This window comes from Sphingomonas oryzagri, assembly GCF_029906645.1.
Classification (GTDB): domain Bacteria; phylum Pseudomonadota; class Alphaproteobacteria; order Sphingomonadales; family Sphingomonadaceae; genus Solisphingomonas; species Solisphingomonas oryzagri.
The window spans coordinates 309,805-332,926 of sequence record NZ_JARYGZ010000001.1 but is presented as its reverse complement, the minus strand read 5'-3'; the positions used below and the strand labels follow the sequence as shown (position 1 = coordinate 332,926).

The following is a 23,122-nucleotide window of genomic DNA, read 5'->3' as shown; positions in this document are numbered from 1 at the left end:
TCGTGGTCAGCGGCCCTCGGGCACCCAGCCGGCGCGCACGCCGAGCACCACCGTCTCGCGCTCGATCGTTTCGGACAACACCTTGCCGATGGCCGCGAAGCGCGGGTGGCCGCGCAAGGTCGCGAGGCCGAGCTGGTAGGTGTTGAGATCCTCCATTTCCCACAGGTCGATGCCGGTGTGGAGGCGGCCGGTGACATGCATCACGGCGGTGACGAGGCGCCAGCCGATCGGCTCGACGATGGCGATCACCTCCTTCATCGTCTCGGTGAAGCGCTCGATCCCGTCGGCCCTCAACTCGATCGTGGACTGCATGTAGATCGCCATCGCGTCGCCCTCCTCAGTCGGTCACGCGCAGCAGCTGCTTGCCGACATTCTTGCCCTCGAACAGCCGCATCAGCGTGCGCGGCGCATTCTCCAGCCCCACCTGCATGTCCTCGCGCGACTGGAGGCGACCGTCGGCGATCCAGCGTTTCAGCCGGGTGCGCGCCTCGTCATATTCGGCGGCATGGTCCATCAGGATGAAGCCGCGCATCGTCGCGCGCTTGAACACGATGTTGAAATAGTTGGACGGGCCGACCGGCATGCCCCCGGTTTTCGACCGCGAGATGCCGCCGCAGATCACCACGCGCGCGTGCATCGCGATACGGGCGAGCAGATCGTCGAGGATGACGCCGCCGACATTGTCCCACAGCACGTCGATGCCGCCGGGCGCCAGCTCCTTCATCCGCTTCGACAGATTGCCCTCGCGATAATCGAGCGCGGCGTCAAACCCGAGTTCGTCGACCAGCATCCGGCATTTGTCGGCGCCGCCAGCAATACCGATCACGCGGCAACCGGCGATCTTGCCGATCTGGCCGACCACCGATCCCACCGCGCCGGCGGCGCCCGTGATCACCATCGTGTCGCCGGGAAAGGGCTGGCCGATGTGCCTGAGGCCGAGATAGGCGGTCAGCCCGGTCGAGCCGAGCACGCCGAGATGATGCGAGAGCTGCGCATCGTCCTCGATGATCTCCAGCTCGGAGGCCGGCACCGTCGCATAATCCTGCCAGCCGAGCGTGCCAGCCACCTTGGCGCCCTTGGCCAGCCCGCTGGCGCCCGGATCGATCACCGTGCCGATGCCGCGACCGCGCATGATGTCGCCGATCTCGGTCGGCGCGACATAGCCGCCGATATTCTCCATCCAGCCCTTGAGCGCCGGATCGAAGCCGAGCAACTCGACCCGCACCACCGCCTCCCCCGCGCCCGGCGCGCGCACATTGGCCTCGCGATACTCGAAATCGCTCTCCACCACGTCGCGCCCGACGGGGCGGGCGGCGATCAGCCACTGGCGGTTGCGCATCTCGCTCATCGGCAAAACTCTCCCCTGCCCGGCGACGCGAGCATGTCTGGTTGGTCTGGTGGTGAAGGCGGCGGCCGGTGGGCCACCGCCCGGATCAGTCGATCGGCCGGCCGATGCGTTTGGCGATCTGCCGGTGGAAGCGCTGCAACGAAATCTCGTTGCTGCCGTAGATCATGCGGAAGTCCTCGGGCGCATATTCCAGATTGTTCTGACCGTCCTTGGAGACGCTGTAGTCCTCGGTGCGCACGACATTCTCGATGAAGTCGTGGAACTGCTCCCAAGGGGTCGTGTCCTCCTCGTCGTCGATGCGGCCGGTGCGGTAGGTCGCCATCATCGTGAAGGCCTTGCCCGGCTCGTCGCCCGGAAACATGCGATAGATGCCGAAGGCGTGATCCGGCCCCTTGTTGTCGCCGATCGTCGGCACACCGTCCGCCGCGTAACGCTCCAGCGTCGAGATGTTGAAGACGGTGTTGGGGAACATCATGTGGATGCCGCCATAGGGCTTCTCGGCCCACTCGCTTTCCGGCTTCTGCGATTCCTCCGCCGCGCTGACGTGCGGGAAGCCGAGCCGGTGGTGCGGGCCGAAGCCCTGGTAAAGCATCACGTCGGTCATCGCCGACAGCCCGATCGAGGTCGGGTGCAGCGTGCTGAAGTGATAGCCCTCGCCATAGGTGTCGAGCGCGTATTTCCAATTGGCGTCGACATCGAGCCGGCTCTTCTTCACCGGCTTGGCATGTTCGAGGCCGAGCTGCGCCAGCTCCGGCCCGAAATCGCCGAGATGCGCGTCGATGTCGATTTCCTGATCGCCCGGCGTCGCGATCACGAAGATCATGCCGTGGCGCTCGGCGACCGGCACCTTGATCAGCCCGATCTCCTCGCGATCGATACCCTCGAACCCTTCCTTGCCGGGGAAGCCGATCAGCTTGCCCTCGAGGTCGAAGGTCCAGCCATGGAACGGGCAGGTCATGCGCGAGCTGTTGCGCGAGCAATCCGTGACGACCTTGGCGGCGCGGTGCGGGCACATGTTGAGATAGGCGCCGACCGTGCCGTCCTTCTTGCGCAGGATCAGGATCGACGGGCCGACCGCGTCGAACAGCATCTTGTCGCCGGGCTTCTCGATGTCGCGCGTCAGGCCGACCAGGATCGGCATCTTGCGGAAGATCTCGCGCTTCTCGGCCTCGAACCACTGGGGGTCGGTGTAGGCGGCGGGATCGTTGCGCATCGGGCCGGCCTCACGGTCGGTCGTCTTGGTGCGCACCAGCTCGTTCATCTTGCGCTGCATGTCGCGGGCGACTTCGCGCTGGCGTTCCGCGCTCTCGGCCCAATCGAATCGGGTGTCCTCGTCGAGCATGGCCTTCTCCTTTTGCGCAATACAACCTAATTTTGACACAGTGTGCAATAGTTTTCGCGATGGCCGGTGACGCTATCCGGTTGGGGCGCCTCGAAGGGGACTGCGCAGGCCCGTAAGCGCGATCAGAAAGGCGATGGCGATCCCCGCCGCGAGCGCCGCGAAGGCAAGCTGCAGCCCCGCCGGGCCAACCGCCGCCTCGTGCGCGCCGGCGAGTGACATCGCGATCGAGGCACCCGCAGCGACGCCGACCTGATGGCAGACGAACAGCGCGGCCGTGCCGACCCCCTGTTCTTCGGCGGCGAGGCCTCCGGTGCCGGACTGCATCAGCGCGATGAAGGCGCTGACGCTACCGAGCGGACAGAGGATCACGCCCGGCGCGATGCTCAGACCATATTCGCGCCCCACCGTCGCCGCGAGCAGCGCGAACCCCGCAAGGTTGACCAGACAGGCGCCCAGCACGATCGCGCGTGGCGAGAAACGGCCGAGCAGCAGCGGGGCCACCTGCCCCGTGGCCATCACGGCCAGCGCATAGGGCAACATGCCGAGGCCGGACTGCGCCGCGCTCATCCCCAGCACATGCTGCATGGCGAGCTGGCTCAGCACGAACAGGCCGCCGACGCCGCCCAGCACGAAGAAAGAAGCAGCGGCCGATACGGCGAATCCCGGCCGACGGAACAGGGCGGGCGGCAGCATCGGCGCCGGCATCCGCCGTTCGATCAGAACCAGAAGCCCGAACAACAGGATCGCGCCACCGAGCAGCAGCATCGTCCGCGTCGCGAACGGCCCCACTTCGCCCGCCGCCGAAATGCCGCTCACCGTCGCGACCATCGCCAGAACGGCGACCAACGCTCCCGCCCCATCGATCGGCTCGCGCACGCGGTGGGCCGGTGTCGGCAGCACGCGCAGCGTCAGCACCATGGATGCCACCGCGACCGGCAGGTTGAGCAGGAACGCCGCATGCCAGCCGAAGCGCGTCACCACCCAGCCACCGAGAAACAGCCCGAGGATCAGCGACAGACCCTGCGTCACCCCGAACACGCCCAGCGCGCGGTGGCGCGCCGGGCCTTCGGGCAGGAAGGCCGTGATGAGCGAGAAAGAGGCGGGCGCGATCAATGCGGTCGCGACACCTTGCGCCGCACGCGCTGTCAGCAGCGGCGCCAGGCTGGTCGAAAAAGCGGCGACCAGAGAGGCCAGCGCATAGATCGAAAGGCCAGTCGACAGCACGCGGCGATGACCGAGCCGGTCGACCAGCTTGCCACCGATCACCAGCAGCCCGGCATTGGCCAGCGAGGCGGCGACCACCACCCACGACAACACCGCCGCCGGCACGTGCAGATCCCGCCCGATCGACGGCAGCGCGACGCTCGCCACAGAAAGATCGGCGGTCACGATCAGATAGGAGATCGCCATCAACGCGACGATCAGCCGCTCATGGCGCACATCCCGGTCGGCCATGGCGGCGCTCCTCTTGCCGGGGATGCCCGCCCGGCGAACCGGGCGGGCCGGTTACACGATCGTCAGTATTTCACCGTGAACTGCAGCGCGACGGTGCGCGGCGTGTTGCCGAGGCCGAGCTGGTCCGCGATCACGCCGCCCGGCGTGCCGGTGCCCGAACCGGTCGACGGGCCGTCCGAGGCGCCCAGGAAGTAGAAGTGGTTGGTGAGGTTCTTGCCGATCAGCGCGACCTCCCAGCGATCGTCCTCACGGCCGAAGCGGACGCCGGCATCGAGCATCCAGTAGCTGTGCTGGATCGTGTTCGGGTTGGCGAAACTCGATCCGAAGTAGCTGCCGCTGTAGCGCGTATCGACGTTGATGCCGAAGCGCATGCCGCTATCCATGGTCTTTTCGTAGGAAACACCGGCCGATGCCGTCCAGGTCGGCGCGATCGAGGTCGGCTTGCCGGCCAGCTGCTGGAACGGCGCGCCGGCCGGGCCGACGAGCGTGCAGCCCTGATCCGGATGCTGGCCCGACCAGCACGGCGCCAGGAAGTCGCCATAGCGCGCATGGTTGTAGTTCGCCGTGCCGCTCAGCGTCAGGCCCGGCACGCTGCGCGGCGCATATTCCAGCTCCAGCTCCACACCCTTGGTGCGCGCCGAACCGGCATTGTAGGTCTGATAGGCGAAGATCTGCGAGTTGAAGTAATCGACCTGCAGATTGCTATACTTGAACGTGTAGAGGTTCAGGTTGAAGCGCAACTGGTTGTCGAGCAGGGTCGTCTTGGCGCCGATCTCGAAGCCCGCCGCCGTCTCCGGCTTGAACTGGAAATCGCGCGGCGGATTGTCCGACAGGTTGGAGTTGATCGCGCTGTTGGAGAAACCGCCCGACTTGTATGCGGTGCGATACGAGCCGTAGAACATGATATCGTGCGCCGGCTTGTAGGTGATCGTCGCTTCGGGCGACCAGTTGTTGAAGGTCTGGTTCGCGTTGATCACACCACCCGGAGCACTGGCCGGAATGAAGACCGGCAAAGGCCCGCCCGGCGCCAGGATGGGATTGACGTAAGGCTGCTCGAAGAAGCTCTTCTTCGTCTCGTGCGTGTAACGGACGCCGCCCGTCACCTCGACCTTGGGCAGGATCTTCCAGATGACCTGCCCGAAGCCCGAATAGGTGCGGCCCTCGGTGGCCGACAGCTTGGAATAGGAGACGTAGCGATCGGCCGGCGCGGCGGCCGAATTCTCGCTGCCCGCGAACAGAACCCACTGCTGGAAATCGCGGCGCGTCGCCTGATAGAGGCCGCCGACCATGAAGTTGATCGGGAAATCGAAGCTGGAAAGCGCACGCGCCTCCTCGCTGAAGGAGTGGAAGGAGGAATCCTCCGTCGCCCAGGTGCCCGTCGGCGAGGACTGGAAGTCGCACGCGCAGGCGAACTTGTTGTTGTTCCAGTTGTAGTTGGTGACCGAGGTCAGCGTCAGGTTATCGAGCTTGTAGTTGATCGTGCCCGTGCCCTGATAGGATTTGTAGGTGTTGTAGAGCGCACCGTCCGACTTGGAATGGGGCAACACCTTCGCGATATCGAGCGGGATGTTGTCCTGATGGATCACGAAGTTGCCGCCGCAGCTGTAGCTGGGGTTGAGCGTGCTCGATCCGGTGGCGCAGTGCGCGACGACATAGTTCCAGCCGTTGCCGGCGGTGTTGTTATAGGTGCCCGAGCCCTTCAGGTTCACGGTCAGGCGGTCCGTCGGCGTCCACTTCACCGTCAGGCGGCCGATCGCCTCCTTTTCCTGCGGCTGATCCTTCGCCGAGGCGGTGACGTCATGGACGGTGCTGACACCGGTCGCCGCATCCGTGGTGGTGTAGGTGGTGTCGGTGCCCTCGTTCTTGTAATAGCCACCCCACATCTTCGATCCGCGCAGCGCGACGCGGATACCCAGCGTGTCGGTGAGCGGGATGGAGGCGATCGCCTCGCCATAGCCCTGCTTGGCGCCGAATTCGTAGCCGGCGCGGAAGATGTATTCGGGTTTGCTGCCCGGATCGGCCGAGGTCAGCGAGATCACGCCGGCGGTGGCGTTCTTGCCGAAGAACAGCGCCTGCGGACCCTTCAGGATCTCGATCCGGTTGAGATCGAAGAAACCCTCGTTGATGACGCGGCCCTGTCCGTAATAGACGCCATCGACCACCACCGCGACCGACTGCTCGACGCCGATCGAGGTCGAGGGCGAGCCGATGCCGCGCAGGGTGAGCGAGGCGCCCGCGCCGTTGGAGGCACGACCGACCGTGAATTGCGGCGTGGAGGCGCTGATTTTCTCCAGACTGGTAAGATCGCGGCGCTGGACCTGGGCCGAGGAGATCGCGGTGATGGCGACCGGGATTTCCTGCACATTCTCCGCGCGCTTGCGGGCGGTCACCACGATGTCCTCGAGGCCGCCCTGCCGCGGCGGCGGCGCTGCGGTCTGCGTCGGGGCCGGACCTGCGGCCGCGGCGGGAGCCGCATCCTGCGCCTGGACAGACCCGGCGGCGAGGCCGGCCAGCATCATCGCCATGACCGCGGAACCGCGAAGCAGATGCGCACGCGATGTCTTGAAGGCGTACTCCGACATACCCTTCCCCTCCTATTTGCGGCCGCTCGATGTGATTGCCGGCTTGGCGATCCTCGGCGTGCCTTATCCGTTCGATGACGGTAGGAGGGGAGCGTAGGTCAATTATGCAACGTGCTGCAATAGTCATTCGCATCACACGCCGCTCGTTTAAAGGATAGGTGCTTTTCCGCACCATGTCCGAACGGGACGCGCCATATGGGCACGCGCACCCGCCAGCGGGGCGGACGCGCGTGCAGCCATGTCGGAAGGGTCAGAAGCTGGCGCCGACCGAGAAGACCGCGCGACTGCCCGCGATCGAGGAGCCGTTCTTGGTCGAGCTGAAATTGGGCTGAAGATAGGCGCTCTCGCGCTTCGATATGTTGGTGTCGACATAGGCGACACCCAGCGTCACCGGCCCCAGCACCATGTCCGCGCCGATCAGCCAGTCGAGATACTCGCCCGTCGGCGTCACGCTCGTGCCGTTCGGCCCGAGCCCCGGATTGCCGTGCGAATAGCCGAGATGCGCCTTGGCGGTCACCGGCGTGCCGGGGATGCCCATGCTGGCGTCGCCCCACACGTAGAGATTGTCCTCCTTCTGGCCACGGCTGTAGGGCGTGTTGGAATAGTTGCCGAGCGCCTGCTGCTTGGGTGCGTAGGCGACACCGACAAGCGCGGTGACCGGACCGAGCGTGGAGGAGACCTTCACATAGGGTTCGGCGAAATCGGTGTTCGAGGCGCCGCCCGGATACATGTACCAGGTGAGGCCCGCGTCGATCGTGGCGCCGCCGACCGGCAGCTTGTAGCCGCCGACGAGATCCAGTTCCATGTTGGAGCCGCCAAACGTCCCCCAGCCGGCGAGGTTCGATCCCCACACGCTCGCATACAGGCCGGTTTCGTGGGTGACGGTGAGGCCGCCCTGCACGGCCATGTGCTTGTCGGTCTGCGAGACGCCGCGGAAGCGATAGTCCGACACGAGGGCGACGGAGCCGGAGACGGTGAACGGCTTGGGCGGCGCTTCCTGCGCCAGAGCCGGGGTCGCGAGCAGGCCGGCGGCCAGCGCGATCAATCGATAATTCATGGAACACCCCTTCTTGTTGTGGCGGATGTTCCTCCTGCATCCGGGCCGCCACACCTCTGGGCGCCTTGCCTTCGAGCGGTCGGCGAGGCTTGGTGCAGTCGGCCCGGATGGTCGCCAGCCTGACGTCTGGGGCTTACGCGCGGGTTGCCCTTCCGTAAGGAAGTGTTTCCCGCGCGCTGTCAGGCCGCGAGTCCTCGAAGGCGCCCTTTCTCGCCTGCGAGATCGATGCGCATGCCCGCCGCCCGGCGCCGTTGCAGCCAGTCGTTGAGCATTTCCGCACTCGTGTGGTCGATCGCCGAGAGGCGGCCGACATGAAGGGTAAGCGCCTTGTCCTGCGGTACCGCGTCGAGCGCCTTGGTGAGCTTGGGCAGCGTCACGAAGGTGGCCGCGCCGTGCAGTTCCATATGATGCCCCTCGGCGTCATCGCGGCGCTGGTGGACGTGGACGCCGAGCTTGAGCCTGCGGACATGCGGGATCAGTTCCAGCAGCGAAAGGCCAAGGCCGACGAGCACGCCGGTGAGCAGGTCTTCCGCCACCACGGTGATCAAGGTCGCCGCCCAGATGAAGGCGGGCAGCGGGCCGTAGCGGTGGAACAGATGCTTCACATGGCTGAGGCTCACCAGGCGGATACCGGTGACGACGAGGATGCCACCGAGCGCCGCCATCGGGATCTCGCGCAGCAGCCACGGCAGCAGCGCCACGAAACCGAGGATCCAGGTGCCGTGCAGGATGGTGGAGAGGCGCGAGGTCGCGCCCGCCTGCACGTTGGCGGAGGAGCGGACGATCACGCCCGTCATCGGCAGCGCACCGGCGAAGCCGCAGAGCAGGTTGCCGACGCCCTGCGCACGCAGTTCCTTGTCGTAATCGGTGCGCACGCCGTCGTGCATCTTGTCGACGGCGGCGGCCGACAGCAGCGTCTCGGCACTGGCGATGAAGGCGATAGCGAGTGCCGTCGCGTAGATCGCCGGATCGCCCAGCTTCGCGAGGAAGCCGCCGTTCGGCACGTCCACCGCGCTCAGGATGTTGCTCGGCACCACCACGCGGGTGACGTCGAGGCCGGCGAACCAGGCGACCAGCGTCGCCGAGACGACGCCGACCAGCGCGCCCGGAACGAGCTTCATCGAGGCGGGACGGAACTTCTCCCAGCCCAGCATCGCGCCGATCGTCAGCAGGCCGATGCCGAACGCCAGTTCCGCGCCCGAGACATCGCCGGGGTGCAGGCCGAACAGGCGGCCCGGCATGGCGGAGAGGTTTTCGATACCGTTGGCGAGCGGCTTGGCGTCGAACAGGACGTGGAACTGGCCGACGACGATCAGCACGCCGATGCCGGCGAGCATGCCGTGTACCACAGCGGGCGAGATCGCGCGGAACCAGCCGCCGAGCTTCAGGACCCCCGCGACGAACTGGATGACGCCGGCAAGCACGAGGATCGGGCCGAGCGCCGAGAGTCCCTGTTCGCGCACGATCTCGAAAACGATCACGGCAAGACCGGCGGCGGGGCCGGAGACCTGCAAGGGCGAACCCGCCAGCAAACCGACGACGAGGCCGCCGATGATACCGGTAATCAGGCCCTTTTCAGGCGCGACGCCGGAGGCGACGGCGATGCCCATGCAGAGCGGCATCGCGACGAGGAAGACGACGATCGACGCGGTGAAATCCCGCGTCGGATTGCCGCCCCCCGTCAATCTGGAGAGGAGCGCGCCCATCACTCGGCCGCCACGGCGAGCGGGAAGTCGGCGGCGAGGCGGCGGCCGGCGCGCAGCGCGACCGGTAGCTCCTGCCCCTCGCGCAGCGGCACGAACTGGCCGGTCTCGCCGTCGAGGCCGAGCACCTGGCCGGCATGGATGTCGACGAACCAGCCGTGCAGCGAAATCTCGCCGCGCGCGATGCCCGCCGCCACCGACGGATGGGTGCGCAAATTGGCGAGCTGGGCGACGACATTCTCCAGGCTGATCGCGCGGACGCGGGCGGCGGGATCGAGATCCGGATAGCTCGCGTCCACCACCGCGCGCGCGGCCGATCCGTGGCGCAGCCAGGCGGCGACGTTGGGGATGCTCTCCAGAGCCTCGGCGGGGCCTGCAACGCCCTTCATCGCGCCGCAGTCCGAATGGCCGCAGACGATGATCTCGCGGATGCCCAGCACCGCGACGGCATATTCGACCGTGGAGGTCACGCCGCCATTCTGCGTCGCATACGGCGGCACGATATTGCCGGCGTTGCGGCAGACGAACAGGTCGCCCGGCTCCGCCTGCATCACATGCTCGGGCACGATGCGCGAGTCCGCGCAGGAGATCATCAGCGCCTTGGGCGACTGGCCGTTGGTCGCCAGATGGCCGTACAGCTCGCTGCGGCTCGAATACACGTCCTTCTCGAACCGGAAGACGCGGCCGATCAGTTCGTTCATGGGAAAGCTCCTTGGACCACCGCAGAAAGGTGCGGCATGGACCGAGGAGATAGAGGCACGCCTTTGCTGCGTTGCCGCGTGAATGTAAGGAAGTTTTGCCTGTTCGTTGCTGGGGCGGCCAGCACGCGCAACCCCATCGTCATCGCGAGGCGCGCAGCGCCGTGGCGATCCACATGCCGCCGCCATGGATTGCTTCGCTACGCTCGCAATGACGGAGGTATTCTAGCGCAGTGGCAGCCTCAGTTCGGCGCGCAGCCCGCCTTCGGGGCGGTTCGCGAGCTGCAATGTGCCCCCCTCCGCCTCCGCCGCGCGAACGACGATGGCGAGGCCGAGGCCGAGACCCTTGGTGTTACGACTGCGCGCCGGATCGAGCCGGGAGAAGGGGTGCAGCACCGCCTCCAGTTGATCCTCGGGGATGCCGGGGCCATCATCGTCCACCCGCACGACCAGCGTTTCGCCGTCGATCATCGCGGAGACGCGCGCGCAATGGCCGTAATGCAGGGCATTTTCGACCAGGTTGCCGATCGCACGCTTCAACCCGACCGGGCGGACGCTCGCCTCCAGATGATCCTGCCCGATATAGGTCGCGTCCCCGCCCCGGTCGGCCGCATCATCGACGATCGTCGCGGCCATCACCGCGACATCGGTGCGCACCGGCTTCTCCGGATCGTCCTCGCCGCCGAGGAACGAGAGGAGCGAGCCGACCATCGCCTCCATCTCGGCGACGTCCGCCTCGAAGGCGCGGCGCAGTGTCGGATCGGCGATGGAATCGGTGCGCAGCTGCATCCGCGCGAGCGGTGTGCGCAGATCGTGGCCGACCGCGGCCAGTGCCTGCGTGCGGTCGGTGATGAGCTGGTGGATGCGCGCCTGCATCGCGTTGAACGCGCGGATCACGCGGCGCACCTCGGCCGGCCCTGCTTCGGGGAGTGTCAGCCCGCTGCCGCGCCCGATCCGCCCCGCCGCGCGCGCCAGCATCCCCATCGGTCGCAGCGTGTGGCGGAACAGCAGGGTGCTCAGGATGAGCAGAACCAGAGCCGGCAGGAAAGCGAGGAGGATGCGGTGCCAGCCGGGTTGTTCATCATCGATCGGCGCCTCCGCACGAAAGCGCAGCCACGTGCCATCCTGCAGTCTGAGCGCGCCGAAAAGCTGCGCGCGGCGCCCCACCGCGACCAGTTGCACGCGCAGATCGCTGTCGGCGAGGCTCGGTTCCCAATCGATCACGCGGTGGAAAGCCTCGCCGCGCGTCGTGCCGTTGGCGGGGCCTAGCTGGGTCTGCCCGGCCCAATGGATGTCGTAGCGGTTGGTGGTCAGCCGCGCCGCCATCGCCGGCCGCTCCGCCCACGGACGATCGGACACGAGCTTGCGCGCGATGACGAGATGCTCGGCCAGCCGATGCGCCTCGTCGTCGCGGATCAGCGCGCGGCTCGATCGCTCGTAGAGGAAGGTGCTGGCGACGAACTCCACCGCCAGCGTCAGCAGCAGGATGGTGAGCAGGCGCCCGAGCAGGCCGACCGATATCCTCAACGGCGCGACACCGCCGCGTTGAGCATGTAGCCGACGCCGCGCACCGTGATGATCGGAGCCTCGCGGCCCTCTCCCGACAGCTTGCGGCGCAGGCGGCTGACCAGCACATCGACCGATCGATCGGAGCTGTCGCCCATGCGCGTGCGCGACAGCTCGATCAGCCGCTCGCGCGCGATTACGCGCTGGGCGTGATCGGCAAGCGCCACCAGCAGGTCGAACTCGGCGCCGGTCAGGTCGACCACTGCGCCGCCCGGCGAGAGCAGCTCGCGCCGTGGCAGGTTGAGCGTGAAGCCGTCGAACTCGGCGATGCCCTGCCCGCGCTCGGTGCGGCGATCGTCCATCCCGCCCCGGCGCAGCACGGCGCGGACGCGGGCGATCAGCTCGCGCGTGCCGAACGGCTTGGGCAGATAATCGTCGGCGCCAAGCTCCAGGCCGACGACGCGGTCCATCTCGCTGCCCTTGGCGCTGATGAAGATGATCGGCACCTCGCTCTCGCGACGCAGCGCGCGGCACAGGTCGATGCCGCTGGTGCCCGGCAGCATGATGTCGAGCAGCACCAGATCGACAGCCCCCTGCTCCATTGCGCGCCACATTTCGGGCGCGGTCGCGCAGGGGCGCACCGTATAGCCATTTTCCTGAAGCGCCCGCGTGGTGAGCGTGCGCAGCGCCGGATCATCCTCGACCAGCACGATTGCGGGCGCGGTCATGGCCGGCCCTCCTTCTTCGCGAAAAGCAACAGCATCTCCTTGTCCGGCCCCAGCGCCGGGTCCGCCCGATCTAGGGACACGCGCCGCCACGCGCAGCATCAAGCGAACAGCGGACATCATTTCTTACAATCCCGTGGCGGACGGGCAAACCCCGATCCCTAGCTCAGGATCACCGAGGCATCCCGCCTCACGGAGACCCTTTCCGATGATCCGCACGAGCTTCATCGCGGTCGCCCTGCTCTTCCCGGCAGCGGCCTTCGCGCAGACCCACGAACCGGCCGGCCACGGCGCCACCGCCGGCCGCAGCCCGCACGCCGCCTATCGCCCGATCGCGGCGGAGACCGGCTGCAAGACGATGCACAGCCTGCCCGGCGGCAAGCTGCCCGTCTACGGCAGCCACGCCCAACCCGCCAGGTGCGACACCGCGCAAATCGCGGCGACCGGCGGCGCGTCCAGGCTCGCCCACGCCGAATAATCCCACGAGCCCTTCTTCCCCTTCAAGGAGAGTTTCTTATGCACAAGATCATTCTCGCCGCCCTCATGACCGCCGCCATCCCCGCCGTCGCCAATGCCGAGGCGTCGCACCCGCGCTCGCTCCTCGCCATGTCGCCGACGGAGTTCGCGCAGGCCACCACGCTGCACGACGACCGGCTGGAATCGCACGCCACACTGTCGACCGAGAAGGCCCATCGCGAGGGCTGGAAGCTGCTGAAGCCGTATGGCCACGACAATCACCTGCGCGCGATCGTCGACAAGCAGACCGGCGCGACCACCTATGAAGTGCGCCAGTCGCTGCGCTACTGGGGCCTGCAGCGTGATTACACCGACGCGCATTATGTCGGCCCCAAGGGCCTGCAGAAGGTCGCGCTGAGCGAGGCGCGTCACGGCGCGGACGTCTGCCCGACGACCGAGAACAATCTCGAATGCCCGCTCTCCAAAACGATGGCGTTCCAGGTGGACGAGGCGACCATGCGCCAGATCGCGGCGAGCGGCGGCAACAGCTGGGATTTCAAGCTGAAGGACCAGACCGGCCACGACATCCGCACCGGCATCGTGCCAGCCGAAGCCGCCGGCCTGCTGCAGGCGGTGGACAGCTACCGGGCGCGCATCACCGCCTCCTGATAGCCCGTACAGCATCGGAGCCGGCGAGCGGTCCCTCTCCCGCCCGCCGGCTCCGAACCCTCATTCCGCCCGTGCGAAAAGCGCGGGCGGAAACCATTTCAGCCGATCTCTTCCACCTGCGGCAGATAGGCGCCGTAGCCTTCCGCCTCCATGTCGTCGCGATGGACGAAGCGGAGCGAGGCGGAATTGATGCAGTAACGCAGCCCACCTCGATCGATCGGCCCATCGGGGAAGACGTGGCCGAGATGGCTGTCGCCATGCGCCGAGCGGACCTCGGTACGGATCATGCCGTGCGACACGTCGCGCAGCTCGGCGACATTGGCGGGTTCGATCGGCTTGGTGAAGCTCGGCCAGCCGCAGCCGGATTCGTACTTGTCGCTGCTCGCGAACAGCGGCTCGCCCGACACGATATCGACATAGATGCCCGGCTCCTTGTTGTAGAGGAGCGCGCCCGTTCCCGGCCGCTCGGTGCCAGCCTGCTGGGTGATATGATATTGCTCGGGCGTCAGCGCCGCGACGGCTTCAGCGGTCTTGCGATAGTCGGCCATGTGCAGGTCTCCTGTTCGGAGGCCTAGATGGGGAAGCGCTCCGCCTCTGTCGAGGTCAGGGCGCGGTGCCGCGCTGGATCACCGGCGCGATGTCGGTGAAATTGGCGAGGTCGGCGAGCACGCCGGCCGTCGCATCGGAGGCGAGCGCCGCGCCGATCGCCGCCTCCTCGGCGAAGGTCAGCACCGCGACAGCGACGGGGTCGCTCCCCTCGCTCGCCGGGAAATAGGCGCGGGCCGAGCGCAGCCCGCTCGGCCCCCATGCTTTCTCCACCAGCGGCAGGTGCGTCGCGACGTAATAATCCCGGTCGAAGCGGCTTCCGCCTCCCGCCGGATAGGTCACGAACAGCAGGGCCATCCTACTTCGCCTGCGCCAGCATCGGCGCCATCCGCTTGGTGGCAAGCGGCGGCAGCTTCACCGCGGCGGCGACGGCGGCGTTTGGCGAAGCGCCCTTGCCGGCCTTCACCAGCGCGACCATCCCCATCGAATAATGCGGCTTGCACTTGATGCCGTAGAGGCCGGGCTTGGAGATGGTGAGGACATATTCCTTGCCCATCGCGCCGGCCGGCTCGCTCACGCCGTCGGGCAGCATGCCGGTGATCGGCTCGGCATTGTGGCCGCTGTCGGTCGGCACGAAATGCACCTTGTCGCCGACATTCGCCTGCACGAAGCTCGGCTCGAACACCATCATGCCCGCAGCACCCTGGTTCTTCATCTGCACGGTGATGTCCTTGGCGGTGGCCGGAACGGCCAGCATCGCACAGGCAACAGTCGCGAGCCCGAGCACCTTGATCTTCATGTAACGCCTCTCCGAGAAACGATTATCCACGAAGCGTTTTCGCCCGAGGACGAGTGCCCGCCAATTGCCCCTTGGTACAATGGCAGCGCGCGACAAGGCTTGCGACTGTGGTGGGGACGAGAAGAGCCGCGAGTCGATCGCCGGCCTTGCGAAGGAGAGCCGTCACATGTTGCAGCAAGCCTTGGAGCAGCTGAAGGGCGATGTGATCATCCGCCCGAAATACGACAATTTCATCGGTGGCCAGTGGGTCGCCCCGGTGCGCGGCCAGTATTTCGACAACCCCTCGCCGGTCACCGGCAAGACGGTCTGCCAGATCGCGCGCGGAACCGCCGAGGATATCGAGCTGGCGCTCGACGCCGCGCACAAGGCGAAGGACAAATGGGGCCAGGCCTCCCCGCAGGAGCGCGCCCGCGTGCTGCTGAAGATCGCCGACCGGATCGAGGAGAAGCTCGACATCCTCGCGCTGGTCGAGACGATCGACAACGGCAAGCCGATCCGCGAGACGACCCACGCCGATCTCCCGCTGGCGGTCGATCACTTCCGCTACTTCGCCGGCTGCCTGCGCGCGCAGGAAGGCTCGATCGCCGAGATCGACCATGACACGGTGGCCTATCACTTCCACGAGCCGCTGGGCGTTGTCGGCCAGATCATCCCGTGGAACTTCCCGCTGCTGATGGCGGTGTGGAAGCTCGCCCCCGCGCTCGCCGCCGGGAACTGCGTGGTGCTCAAGCCCGCCGAGCAGACGCCGATGTCGATCATGGTGCTGATGGAGATGATCGCCGACATCGTGCCGCCGGGCGTGCTCAACGTCGTCAACGGCTTCGGCGTCGAGGCGGGCAAGCCGCTTGCCCAGAACAAGCGGATCGCCAAGATCGCCTTCACCGGCGAGACGACCACCGGCCGCCTGATCATGCAGTACGCCACCGAGAACCTGATCCCGGTGACGCTGGAACTGGGTGGCAAGTCCCCCAACATCTTCTTCGCCGACGTGATGAAGGAGGATGACGACTTCTTCGACAAGGCGCTCGAAGGCTTCGCGATGTTCGCGCTCAACCAGGGCGAAGTCTGCACCTGCCCGAGCCGCGCGCTGGTGCACGAGAGCATCTACGATCGCTTCATGGAGAAAGCGGTCGCCCGCGTGCAGAAGATCAAGCAGGGCAGCCCGCTCGATCCGGCGACGATGATCGGTGCGCAGGCCTCGAACGATCAGTTGGAGAAGATCCTGAGCTACATCGACATCGGCAAGGACGAGGGCGCCAGGGTTCTGACCGGCGGCACCCGCGCCTCGCTCGGCGGCGAACTGGACGGCGGCTATTACGTTACGCCGACCATCCTCGAAGGCCACAACAAGATGCGGATCTTTCAGGAGGAGATCTTCGGCCCCGTCGTCTCCGTGACGACCTTCAAGGACGAGGCGGATGCCCTCGCGCTCGCCAACGACACGCTCTACGGCCTCGGCGCCGGCGTGTGGTCGCGCAACGGCACCACCGCATACCGCATGGGCCGTGGCATCCAGGCCGGTCGCGTGTGGACCAACTGCTATCATGCCTATCCGGCGCACGCGGCGTTCGGCGGCTACAAGCAGTCGGGCATCGGGCGCGAGACGCACAAGATGATGCTCGATCACTATCAGCAGACCAAGAACCTGCTGGTCAGCTACAGCCCCAAGGCGCTCGGCTTTTTCTGAGCTCTCCGGGGGAGGCCCTGCCCCCTTTCGGCCTCCCCACCTCGGGCGGGGGACCTCTCCCCGGAGGTCCGCCGCCAACTCTGTTCGGGAGACATGCCTTGGCGCCACCGCCCCGCATCCTCGCCACCCCCGCCGCGACCGCGATGATCGCGAAGCTGGAGGGCATCCACGGCCGGCTGATGTTCCATCAGTCGGGCGGTTGCTGCGACGGCTCCGCGCCGATGTGCTATCCGGCCGACGAGTTCCGGGTCGGCGGGCAGGACATCCTGCTCGGCACCATCGCCGATGATGTGCCGGTGTGGATCGGTGCCGCCCAGTTCGAATATTGGCGCCACACCCAGGTCACGATCGACGTCGTGCCGGGGCGCGGCGCGGGCTTCTCGCTGGAGGGGCCGGAGGGGGTACGCTTCATCGTGCGCAGCCGGGTCTTCACCGATGCCGAGGCCGACGCGTTGCAAGCCGCCGGCGAGCCGCGGAGGGGCGGCTGACCATGGCGCGGGGCGCGATGATGACGCGGGCGTGGCCTGCTGGCATAACCCCGCGCATGGAGAGGACAAAAGACGACTACAAGCCGGCGGTCCGCGCCGCCTCGACTGATCTCGACGATCCGGTCCGCGCGATCGAAGCACTGTTCCGCGAGATGGACCCCCCGACCCTTGCGGGCATGGTGCTGTTCTGCTCCAGCCGCCACGATCTCGGCCGGCTGGCAGACGCGATCGCCGAACGCAGCGAAGGAATGACAGTCATCGGCTGCACCTCTTCCGGCGAGATCGCGCCCGATGGCCTGCGCGAAGGCACGATCACTGCGATCGGCTTCCCGGCCGACGACTTCACCTTCTCCGCCGTCCGCTTCGAGGCGCTCGACCGGTTCGAGGCGGCGCATGCTCATCAGGTGGTGCGTGGCCTCGTCGCCGATGCGGCGGAACGATCGCGCCATCTCGGCCCCCACCCCAGTCGCGCCGCGATATTCCTGGTCGATGGCCTCTCGCACCGAGAGGAGATGCTGACCGTCACCGTGCAGGATGCGTTGGGCGACATCCCGCTGATCGGCGGTTCTTCCGGCGACGGCCTCGATTTCCGCGAGACCTTCGTTTTCCACGACGGCGCGTTCCGCCGCGACGCCGCGCTGGTCGCGGTGCTGATGTCTCGGCGCAGGATGCACGTCTTCCGCTCGCAGCATTATTCGCCGGGCGACGTGAAGATGGTGGTGACCGGCGCCAACCCGGTCGAGCGGATCGTCCACGAGATCAACGCCGAACCGGCGGCGACCGAATATGCCCGGCTCGCCGGCGTATCCGTCGCCGATCTGGGGCCGGAAGTGTTCGCCTCGCACCCGCCGATGGTGCGTGCCGGCGGCGAATATTATTGCCGCTCGATCCAGTCCGCCAACCCGGACGGCAGCCTTACCTTCTACTGCGCGATCGACGAGGGCATCGTGCTGACGCTGGGCGAAGGCCATGATGTGATGGGCGAGCTGGAAACCCTGTTCGCGCAGCTCGACGAGAAAGTCGGCGGGATCGACCGCATCCTCGGTTTCGACTGCGTGCTCAACTCGGTCGAGCTCACGCAGCGCCAGGTCCGCCACGAAGTCTCGAAGCTGTTCGCGCGGCAGCGGGTGGTGGGCTTCAACACCTATGGCGAGCAGTTTCACGCGCTGCACGTCAACCAGACCTTCTCGGGCCTCGCGATCGGCCGATGAGCAGCCGCCCCGTCTTTGATCCGCGCGACGAGCGCATCGCCGAGCTGGAGGCGGCGCTCGCCAAGGCCGATCGGATCAACCGCGTGCTGATGGATCGCGTCGAGCGATCGACCGACCTGCAGGGCAACGCCTTTTCGCTGTTCGAGACCGCGATCGCGCTAGAAAGCAAGGTGCGCGACCGCACGTCCGACCTGGAACGCGCCCTCGCAGAGCTGGCCGCATCCAATGCCGAACTGGGCGCCGCCAAGGAACAGGCGGATGGCGCCGAACGCCGCCTGCGCGACGCGATCGACAGCATCAACGAGGGGTTCGCGATCTTCGACGCCGACGACCGGCTGATCCTCTACAACGCCACCTACCTCGGCCTCTGGCCGCAATTCGCCGACCGTATCCGGCCCGGCGTCACCTTCGCCGACACGGTGCGCTGGGTGAGCGAGACCGGCAGCACGCTCGGTGCACGCCACGCGCCCGACCATTTCGTATCGGAGCGCGTCGCCCGCCATCGCATCGCCGAGGGCGGCCACGTCCATGTGCTGGCCGACGGCCGCTACATCCAGGTCAACGAGCTGCGCACCTCGGAAGGCGGCATCGTCGGCATCTACACCGACATCACCGACGTGAAGGCGGAGGATGCGCGCGAGCGAGCGCGCCAGCTCGCCGAGAAATCCGCGCTGCTCCAGGCGACGCTGGACAACATCCGACTGGGCGTCTGCGTGTACGATGCCGATCGCCGGCTGATCGCCTGGAACGGCCCGCTGCTTTCCACCATCGGCTTCCCGGCGGACGGCCTGCCGCTGGTGACCACGCACGAGGCGCTGGTCGTCACCTGCGAGCGGATTAACGGTCCGTTCGGCCCCGGCCGCCCGCTCGACTGGCTGCCCCCCGGCTCGCCTGACGTGGTGGCTGAGCGCCGTTGCTCCAGCGGCCGCATCGTGGAGGTGCGTCGCTCCTCGATGGCGGACGGCGGCATGGTGATGAGCTTCGAGGACATCACTGAACGGCTCCACTCGGCCGAACTGATGCGCGAGGCGAACGAAACGCTGGAACGCCGCGTCGAGGAGCGCACCTCCGACCTCCAGCGCGAAGTGGCCGAACGCCTTTCCGCCGAGGGCGCGATGCGCGAGGCCAAAACGGCGGCGGAAGAAGCGAACCTCTCCAAGACGCGATTCCTCGCCGCCGCCAGCCACGATCTGCTGCAACCCTTGAACGCCGCGCGGCTGTTCGTCTCCGCCATCGCCGACCGGCGCCTCGCCACGCCGACGCGCGCGCTGGTACGGCAGACGGGCTCCGCGCTGGATTCGGTCGAGGATCTGCTCGAGGCGCTGCTGGAAATCTCCAAGCTCGATGCCGGCGCGATCGTGCCGCAGCCGTCCGACTTCGCGCTGGCCGAGCTGCTCGGCAGCATGAAGGCCGAATTCGCGCCGACCGCCCGCGCGAGGGGCCTCGCGCTGCGCATCCCGACTTCGCCGCTCTGGGTCCGCTCGGACATGCGGCTGGTGCGGCGCATCCTCCAGAACCTCGTCTCCAATGCATTGCGCTATACCGAGCAGGGTTCGGTCGAGCTGCGCTGCCGGAAACAGGGCGACCGGGTGCGAATCGAGGTGGTCGACACCGGCATCGGCATCGCGCCCGAGCATCACGCCGTCATATTCGAGGAGTTCCGCCGGCTGGACGATAGCGGCCGGGCGCGTGGCATGGGCCTCGGACTCGCCATCGTGCAACGCGCGGCGCGGATGCTCGATATCCGGATCCGGCTGAAGTCGCGCCCCGGCGAGGGTTCGACTTTCAGCCTGTCGCTTCCGACGACCGTCGCGCAGGAACTGCGCCCGGTGCCCACACCCGGCATCCGTCGGCGCGGCAGCGGCGAGCAGTCGGTGCTCGTGATCGACAACGAGGCGGCGATCCTCGAAGGCATGGCCGCGATGCTCGGCGGCTGGGGCTATCCGGTGCGCGGTGTGCGCGACGGTGCCGAGGCGATGGCGGCGATCGGCGGCGGCTTCGTACCGGACGTGATGATCGCCGATTATCATCTCGACAACGGAGAGACGGGCGATGCGACGGTGCGGCTGGTGCGCCAGGCGCTGGGCCGGCAGATCCCGGCGATCGTGATCACCGCTGATCGGACCCCGGAACTGCGCGATCAGCTCGCCGCCGAGGGCTTCGATCTGCTCAACAAGCCGGTGAAGCCGGCGCAGCTCAGGGCGCTGCTGAGCCGGCCGGTGGGGTAAAAATCCTCCCTACGCGAAGCGTGGGGAGGGGGACCGCCCAAGGGTGGTGGAGGAGTCATGCGCGGCGCATCTTCCTCCACCACTCGCTTCGCAATCGGTCATCCTCCCCATCTGCGATGAGGAGGATGAATTTGCTCAATGCCGCTTCGCGCCGTCGCCGTGGAAGCCGACCTTGTTGACCAGGATCACCGCCTGCGTGCGGCTGAACACCCGGAGCTTGGTGAGGATCGCCGAGACGTGGGCCTTCACCGTCGTCATCGACACGTCCAGCTCATAAGCGATCTGCTTGTTGAGCTTGCCCTCGACGATCAGGCCCAGCACCACGCGCTGCTGCGGGGTGAGCTGGTCGATCCGGCTCTGGATCTCGCGCTCCTCGTCCATCGCGCGATCGTCCAGCGCGACATCCTCGGGCACGTAGATCTCGCCCGCCAGCACGGATTTCAGCGCATCGACGATCGCACCGCGCTTCAGCGACTTGGGAATGAAACCCGAGGCTCCCGCCGCCAATGCCGCACTCACCAGCCCACGATCGGTCGCGGCGGAGACGATCACCACCGGCAGGGCGGGGAAGCGGTGGCGCAGCATCTGCAACCCGCTCACCCCGGTCGCACCCGGCATGTTGACGTCGAGCATGACGAGATCGAAATCCCCTTCCCGCTCGATCACCGCGATCGTCTCATCGAGGGAGGCGGCCTCGAACAGCTCGGCGGCGTCGAACGCCACCGAGATCACCGTGCGGAGACCATCCCTGACGAGGGGATGATCGTCCGCAATCAACACCCGCTCCACGCCCCTCTCCCCCATGACCCCATGGCTTAGCAGAGCGGACGCGGGACCGCGAGGCCCCGCACCGCCGGCGATCAGGCCTTGGGCAGCTTGAAGACCCACAGCGAGCCTCCCTGGTTGATGTGTTGCACCGCCTTGGCGACCTCGCCGCCCCACAGCGGGACGGCGCCGCCCCAGCCGGACATGACGGCGATATACTGCTCGCCATCCTGCTCCCACGTCACCGGCGAGCCGACCACGCCCGATCCGGTGTTGAACTTCCACAGCTCCTGACCCGTCTTGGCGTCGAACGCCTTCAGATAGCCCTCGGGCGTGCCGGTGAAGACGAGGCCGCCGGCGGTGGAGAGCACGCCGCCCCACAAGGGCGCCTTGTTCTTATATTCCCACACGATCTTGCCGGTCGCCGGATCGACCGCCTTCAGCGCGCCGATATAATCCTGGTAGAGCGGCTTGATGGTGAAGCCCGCGCCCAGATAGGCCGCGCCCTTCTTGTAGGCGATCGGCTCGTTCCAGATGTCCATGCCCCATTCGTTGGACGGCACGTAGAACAGCCCGGTCTGCTTGGAATAGGCCATCGGCATCCAGTTCTTGGCGCCGAGGAAGGCCGGTGCCGAGAACACGCTGGACCCCTTGGTGGTGGTCGGCGCGCCGGGGCGGTTGGCATCGATGAAGATCGGTCGGCCGGCCTTGGTGTAACCGCTCGCCCAGGTCGTCTTGGTGGCGAACGGCGTCGCCGAGATGAACTTGCCGTTGGTGCGATCGAGTACGAAGAAGAAGCCGTTGCGATTGGCCTGCGCGCCAAGCTTCATCATCTTGCCCTTCACCATCGCGTCGAAGGGGATGAATTCGTTGACGCCGTCGAAATCCCAGCCGTCATGCGGGGTATACTGATAGTGCCACTTGATCTCGCCGGTGTCGGGATCGAGCGCCAGCGTCGAGGAGGTGTAAAGGTTGTCGCCGGGACGCAGGTGGCTGTTCCACGGCGCCGGGTTGCCGGTGCCGAAGAAGAGCAGGTTGGTCTCGGGATCGTAGGTGCCGCCGAGCCAGGGGGCGCCGCCGCCGGTCTTCCACTGATCGCCCGGCCAGCTCGCGTTGAGCTTGCCGGTCATGGTGGAATCCTTGCCGTTGAGCTGACCCATATTGCCTTCGATGGTCGGGCGGGACCAGATCAGCTCGCCGGTGTTGACGTCACGCGCCTCGACCCGGCCGATGATGCCGAACTCGCCACCCGAATTGCCGTAGATCACCTTGCCCTTCACGATCAGCGGCGCGGCGGTCATCGAATAGCCCGCCTCGTAATCCGCGCACTTCTTGTTCCAGATGACCTTGCCGGTCTCGCGGTTGAGCGCGACGAGATGCGCGTCGAGCGTCGCGAAGATGATCTTGTCGCCATAGATCGCGGCGCCACGGTTCACCACGTCGCAGCAGGGCATGATGCCGTCGGGCAGGCGCGCGTCATATTGCCACTTCTCTTCGCCGGTCTTGGCGTCGAAAGCGAAGAGGCGGCTGTAGGAGCCGGTGACGTAGATGGTGCCGTCATAGACGATCGGCTGACTTTCCTGCCCGCGCTGTTTCTCGCCGCCGAGCGAGGAGGAGAAGGCCGGAACCAGATGCGACACGGTCTGCGTGTTGATCTGGTCGAGCGTGCTGAAGCGTTGCGCCTGCGGCCCCATGCCATTGGTCAGCACCGCCTTGGTGTTGGTGGCAGACGCCATCAGGTCCGCGTCGGTCGGGCCGCCGGCCTGCTGAGCGAGCGCCGGGCCGACCTGCGCGATCGCGATCGCTCCCAGCGCGACGATGGTGGAAAAACGCTTCATCCGTCCCCTCCTGTTGGCC

At 67.0% G+C, this 23,122-nt stretch carries 21 protein-coding genes; 6 read left to right on the top strand and 15 right to left on the bottom strand.

What is annotated here, in order from left to right:
- Positions 1-6 precede the first annotated feature (6 nt).
- The 10 genes from QGN17_RS01585 to QGN17_RS01540 all read right to left on the bottom strand — a co-directional run bounded on the left by QGN17_RS01585 (position 7) and on the right by QGN17_RS01540 (position 12,419).
- Positions 7-324 (bottom strand): hypothetical protein, encoded by a 318-nt coding sequence (locus QGN17_RS01585; protein ID WP_281042764.1) that lies wholly within the window; start codon positions 322-324, stop codon positions 7-9.
- 13 nt (positions 325-337) lie between these two features.
- Positions 338-1,348 carry an NADP-dependent oxidoreductase gene (locus tag QGN17_RS01580; protein WP_281042763.1) on the bottom strand — a complete coding sequence of 337 codons (1,011 nt, stop codon included), beginning with the start codon at positions 1,346-1,348 and terminating at the stop codon, positions 338-340.
- Between the two features lie 85 nt (positions 1,349-1,433).
- Positions 1,434-2,690, bottom strand: coding sequence for an aromatic ring-hydroxylating oxygenase subunit alpha (locus QGN17_RS01575; RefSeq protein WP_281042762.1), 1,257 nt, complete (start codon positions 2,688-2,690; stop codon positions 1,434-1,436).
- Positions 2,691-2,762: 72 nt separating this feature from the next.
- Positions 2,763-4,145: an MFS transporter gene (locus QGN17_RS01570; RefSeq protein ID WP_281042761.1), complete on the bottom strand. Its 1,383-nt coding sequence runs from the start codon at positions 4,143-4,145 to the stop codon at positions 2,763-2,765.
- A 62-nt stretch (positions 4,146-4,207) separates the two neighbouring features.
- Entirely contained in the window at positions 4,208-6,727 is a 2,520-nt protein-coding gene (locus QGN17_RS01565; protein ID WP_281042760.1) for a TonB-dependent receptor, read from the bottom strand.
- A 250-nt stretch (positions 6,728-6,977) separates the two neighbouring features.
- Positions 6,978-7,784 carry a TorF family putative porin gene (locus QGN17_RS01560; protein ID WP_281042759.1) on the bottom strand — a complete coding sequence of 269 codons (807 nt, stop codon included), beginning with the start codon at positions 7,782-7,784 and terminating at the stop codon, positions 6,978-6,980.
- Between the two features lie 179 nt (positions 7,785-7,963).
- Positions 7,964-9,490, bottom strand: a complete 1,527-nt coding sequence (locus tag QGN17_RS01555) for a SulP family inorganic anion transporter (RefSeq protein WP_281042758.1) — start codon at positions 9,488-9,490, stop codon at positions 7,964-7,966.
- Positions 9,490-10,188, bottom strand: coding sequence for a carbonic anhydrase (locus QGN17_RS01550; protein ID WP_281042757.1), 699 nt, complete (start codon positions 10,186-10,188; stop codon positions 9,490-9,492). Before QGN17_RS01550 ends, QGN17_RS01555 begins: the two co-directional genes overlap by 1 nt.
- Before the next feature lie 222 nt (positions 10,189-10,410).
- Positions 10,411-11,712, bottom strand: a complete 1,302-nt coding sequence (locus tag QGN17_RS01545; RefSeq protein WP_281042756.1) for an ATP-binding protein — start codon at positions 11,710-11,712, stop codon at positions 10,411-10,413.
- The gene (locus QGN17_RS01540; protein WP_281042755.1) at positions 11,709-12,419 is read right to left on the bottom strand and encodes a response regulator; all 711 of its coding nucleotides are present in this window, start codon (positions 12,417-12,419) and stop codon (positions 11,709-11,711) included. The genes QGN17_RS01545 and QGN17_RS01540 overlap by 4 nt, the downstream gene beginning before the upstream one ends.
- A 205-nt stretch (positions 12,420-12,624) precedes the next feature.
- On the opposite strand from QGN17_RS01540, the gene QGN17_RS01535 reads away from it, so the two are divergent.
- A complete protein-coding gene (locus QGN17_RS01535; RefSeq protein WP_281042754.1) occupies positions 12,625-12,894 on the top strand; it encodes a hypothetical protein in 270 nt (89 codons plus the stop codon).
- Positions 12,895-12,932: 38 nt separating this feature from the next.
- The gene (locus QGN17_RS01530) at positions 12,933-13,541 is read left to right on the top strand and encodes a hypothetical protein (RefSeq protein ID WP_281042753.1); all 609 of its coding nucleotides are present in this window, start codon (positions 12,933-12,935) and stop codon (positions 13,539-13,541) included.
- A gap of 98 nt (positions 13,542-13,639) precedes the next feature.
- On the opposite strand, the gene msrB is transcribed toward QGN17_RS01530, so the two are convergent.
- Genes msrB through QGN17_RS01515 form a run of 3 tightly spaced genes read right to left on the bottom strand, consistent with a single transcriptional unit; the run spans position 13,640 to position 14,886 of the window.
- Positions 13,640-14,089, bottom strand: coding sequence for a peptide-methionine (R)-S-oxide reductase MsrB (gene msrB / locus QGN17_RS01525; protein ID WP_281042752.1), 450 nt, complete (start codon positions 14,087-14,089; stop codon positions 13,640-13,642).
- Between the two features lie 55 nt (positions 14,090-14,144).
- Positions 14,145-14,444, bottom strand: coding sequence for an EthD family reductase (locus tag QGN17_RS01520; RefSeq protein WP_281042751.1), 300 nt, complete (start codon positions 14,442-14,444; stop codon positions 14,145-14,147).
- A 1-nt stretch (position 14,445) separates the two neighbouring features.
- The gene (locus QGN17_RS01515) at positions 14,446-14,886 is read right to left on the bottom strand and encodes a pseudoazurin (RefSeq protein ID WP_281042750.1); all 441 of its coding nucleotides are present in this window, start codon (positions 14,884-14,886) and stop codon (positions 14,446-14,448) included.
- 166 nt (positions 14,887-15,052) lie between these two features.
- Here QGN17_RS01515 and adh point away from each other — a divergent pair, with 166 nt between their 5' ends.
- The 4 genes from adh to QGN17_RS01495 all read left to right on the top strand — a co-directional run bounded on the left by adh (position 15,053) and on the right by QGN17_RS01495 (position 20,500).
- The gene (gene adh / locus QGN17_RS01510) at positions 15,053-16,573 is read left to right on the top strand and encodes an aldehyde dehydrogenase (RefSeq protein ID WP_281042749.1); all 1,521 of its coding nucleotides are present in this window, start codon (positions 15,053-15,055) and stop codon (positions 16,571-16,573) included.
- Between the two features lie 98 nt (positions 16,574-16,671).
- Positions 16,672-17,061 (top strand): DUF779 domain-containing protein, encoded by a 390-nt coding sequence (locus QGN17_RS01505; RefSeq protein ID WP_281042748.1) that lies wholly within the window; start codon positions 16,672-16,674, stop codon positions 17,059-17,061.
- Between the two features lie 56 nt (positions 17,062-17,117).
- Complete coding sequence (locus tag QGN17_RS01500) at positions 17,118-18,272, top strand: FIST N-terminal domain-containing protein (protein ID WP_281042747.1); 1,155 nt, start codon at positions 17,118-17,120, stop codon at positions 18,270-18,272.
- Positions 18,269-20,500 carry a hybrid sensor histidine kinase/response regulator gene (locus QGN17_RS01495; RefSeq protein ID WP_281042746.1) on the top strand — a complete coding sequence of 744 codons (2,232 nt, stop codon included), beginning with the start codon at positions 18,269-18,271 and terminating at the stop codon, positions 20,498-20,500. The genes QGN17_RS01500 and QGN17_RS01495 overlap by 4 nt, the downstream gene beginning before the upstream one ends.
- Positions 20,501-20,635: 135 nt before the next feature.
- Here QGN17_RS01495 and QGN17_RS01490 read toward each other — a convergent pair whose 3' ends face one another.
- Together QGN17_RS01490 and QGN17_RS01485 are read right to left on the bottom strand one after the other, a co-directional pair.
- The gene (locus tag QGN17_RS01490; RefSeq protein ID WP_281042745.1) at positions 20,636-21,304 is read right to left on the bottom strand and encodes a response regulator; all 669 of its coding nucleotides are present in this window, start codon (positions 21,302-21,304) and stop codon (positions 20,636-20,638) included.
- 56 nt (positions 21,305-21,360) lie between these two features.
- Complete coding sequence (locus tag QGN17_RS01485; protein ID WP_281042744.1) at positions 21,361-23,103, bottom strand: methanol/ethanol family PQQ-dependent dehydrogenase; 1,743 nt, start codon at positions 23,101-23,103, stop codon at positions 21,361-21,363.
- Positions 23,104-23,122: the final 19 nt, after the last annotated feature.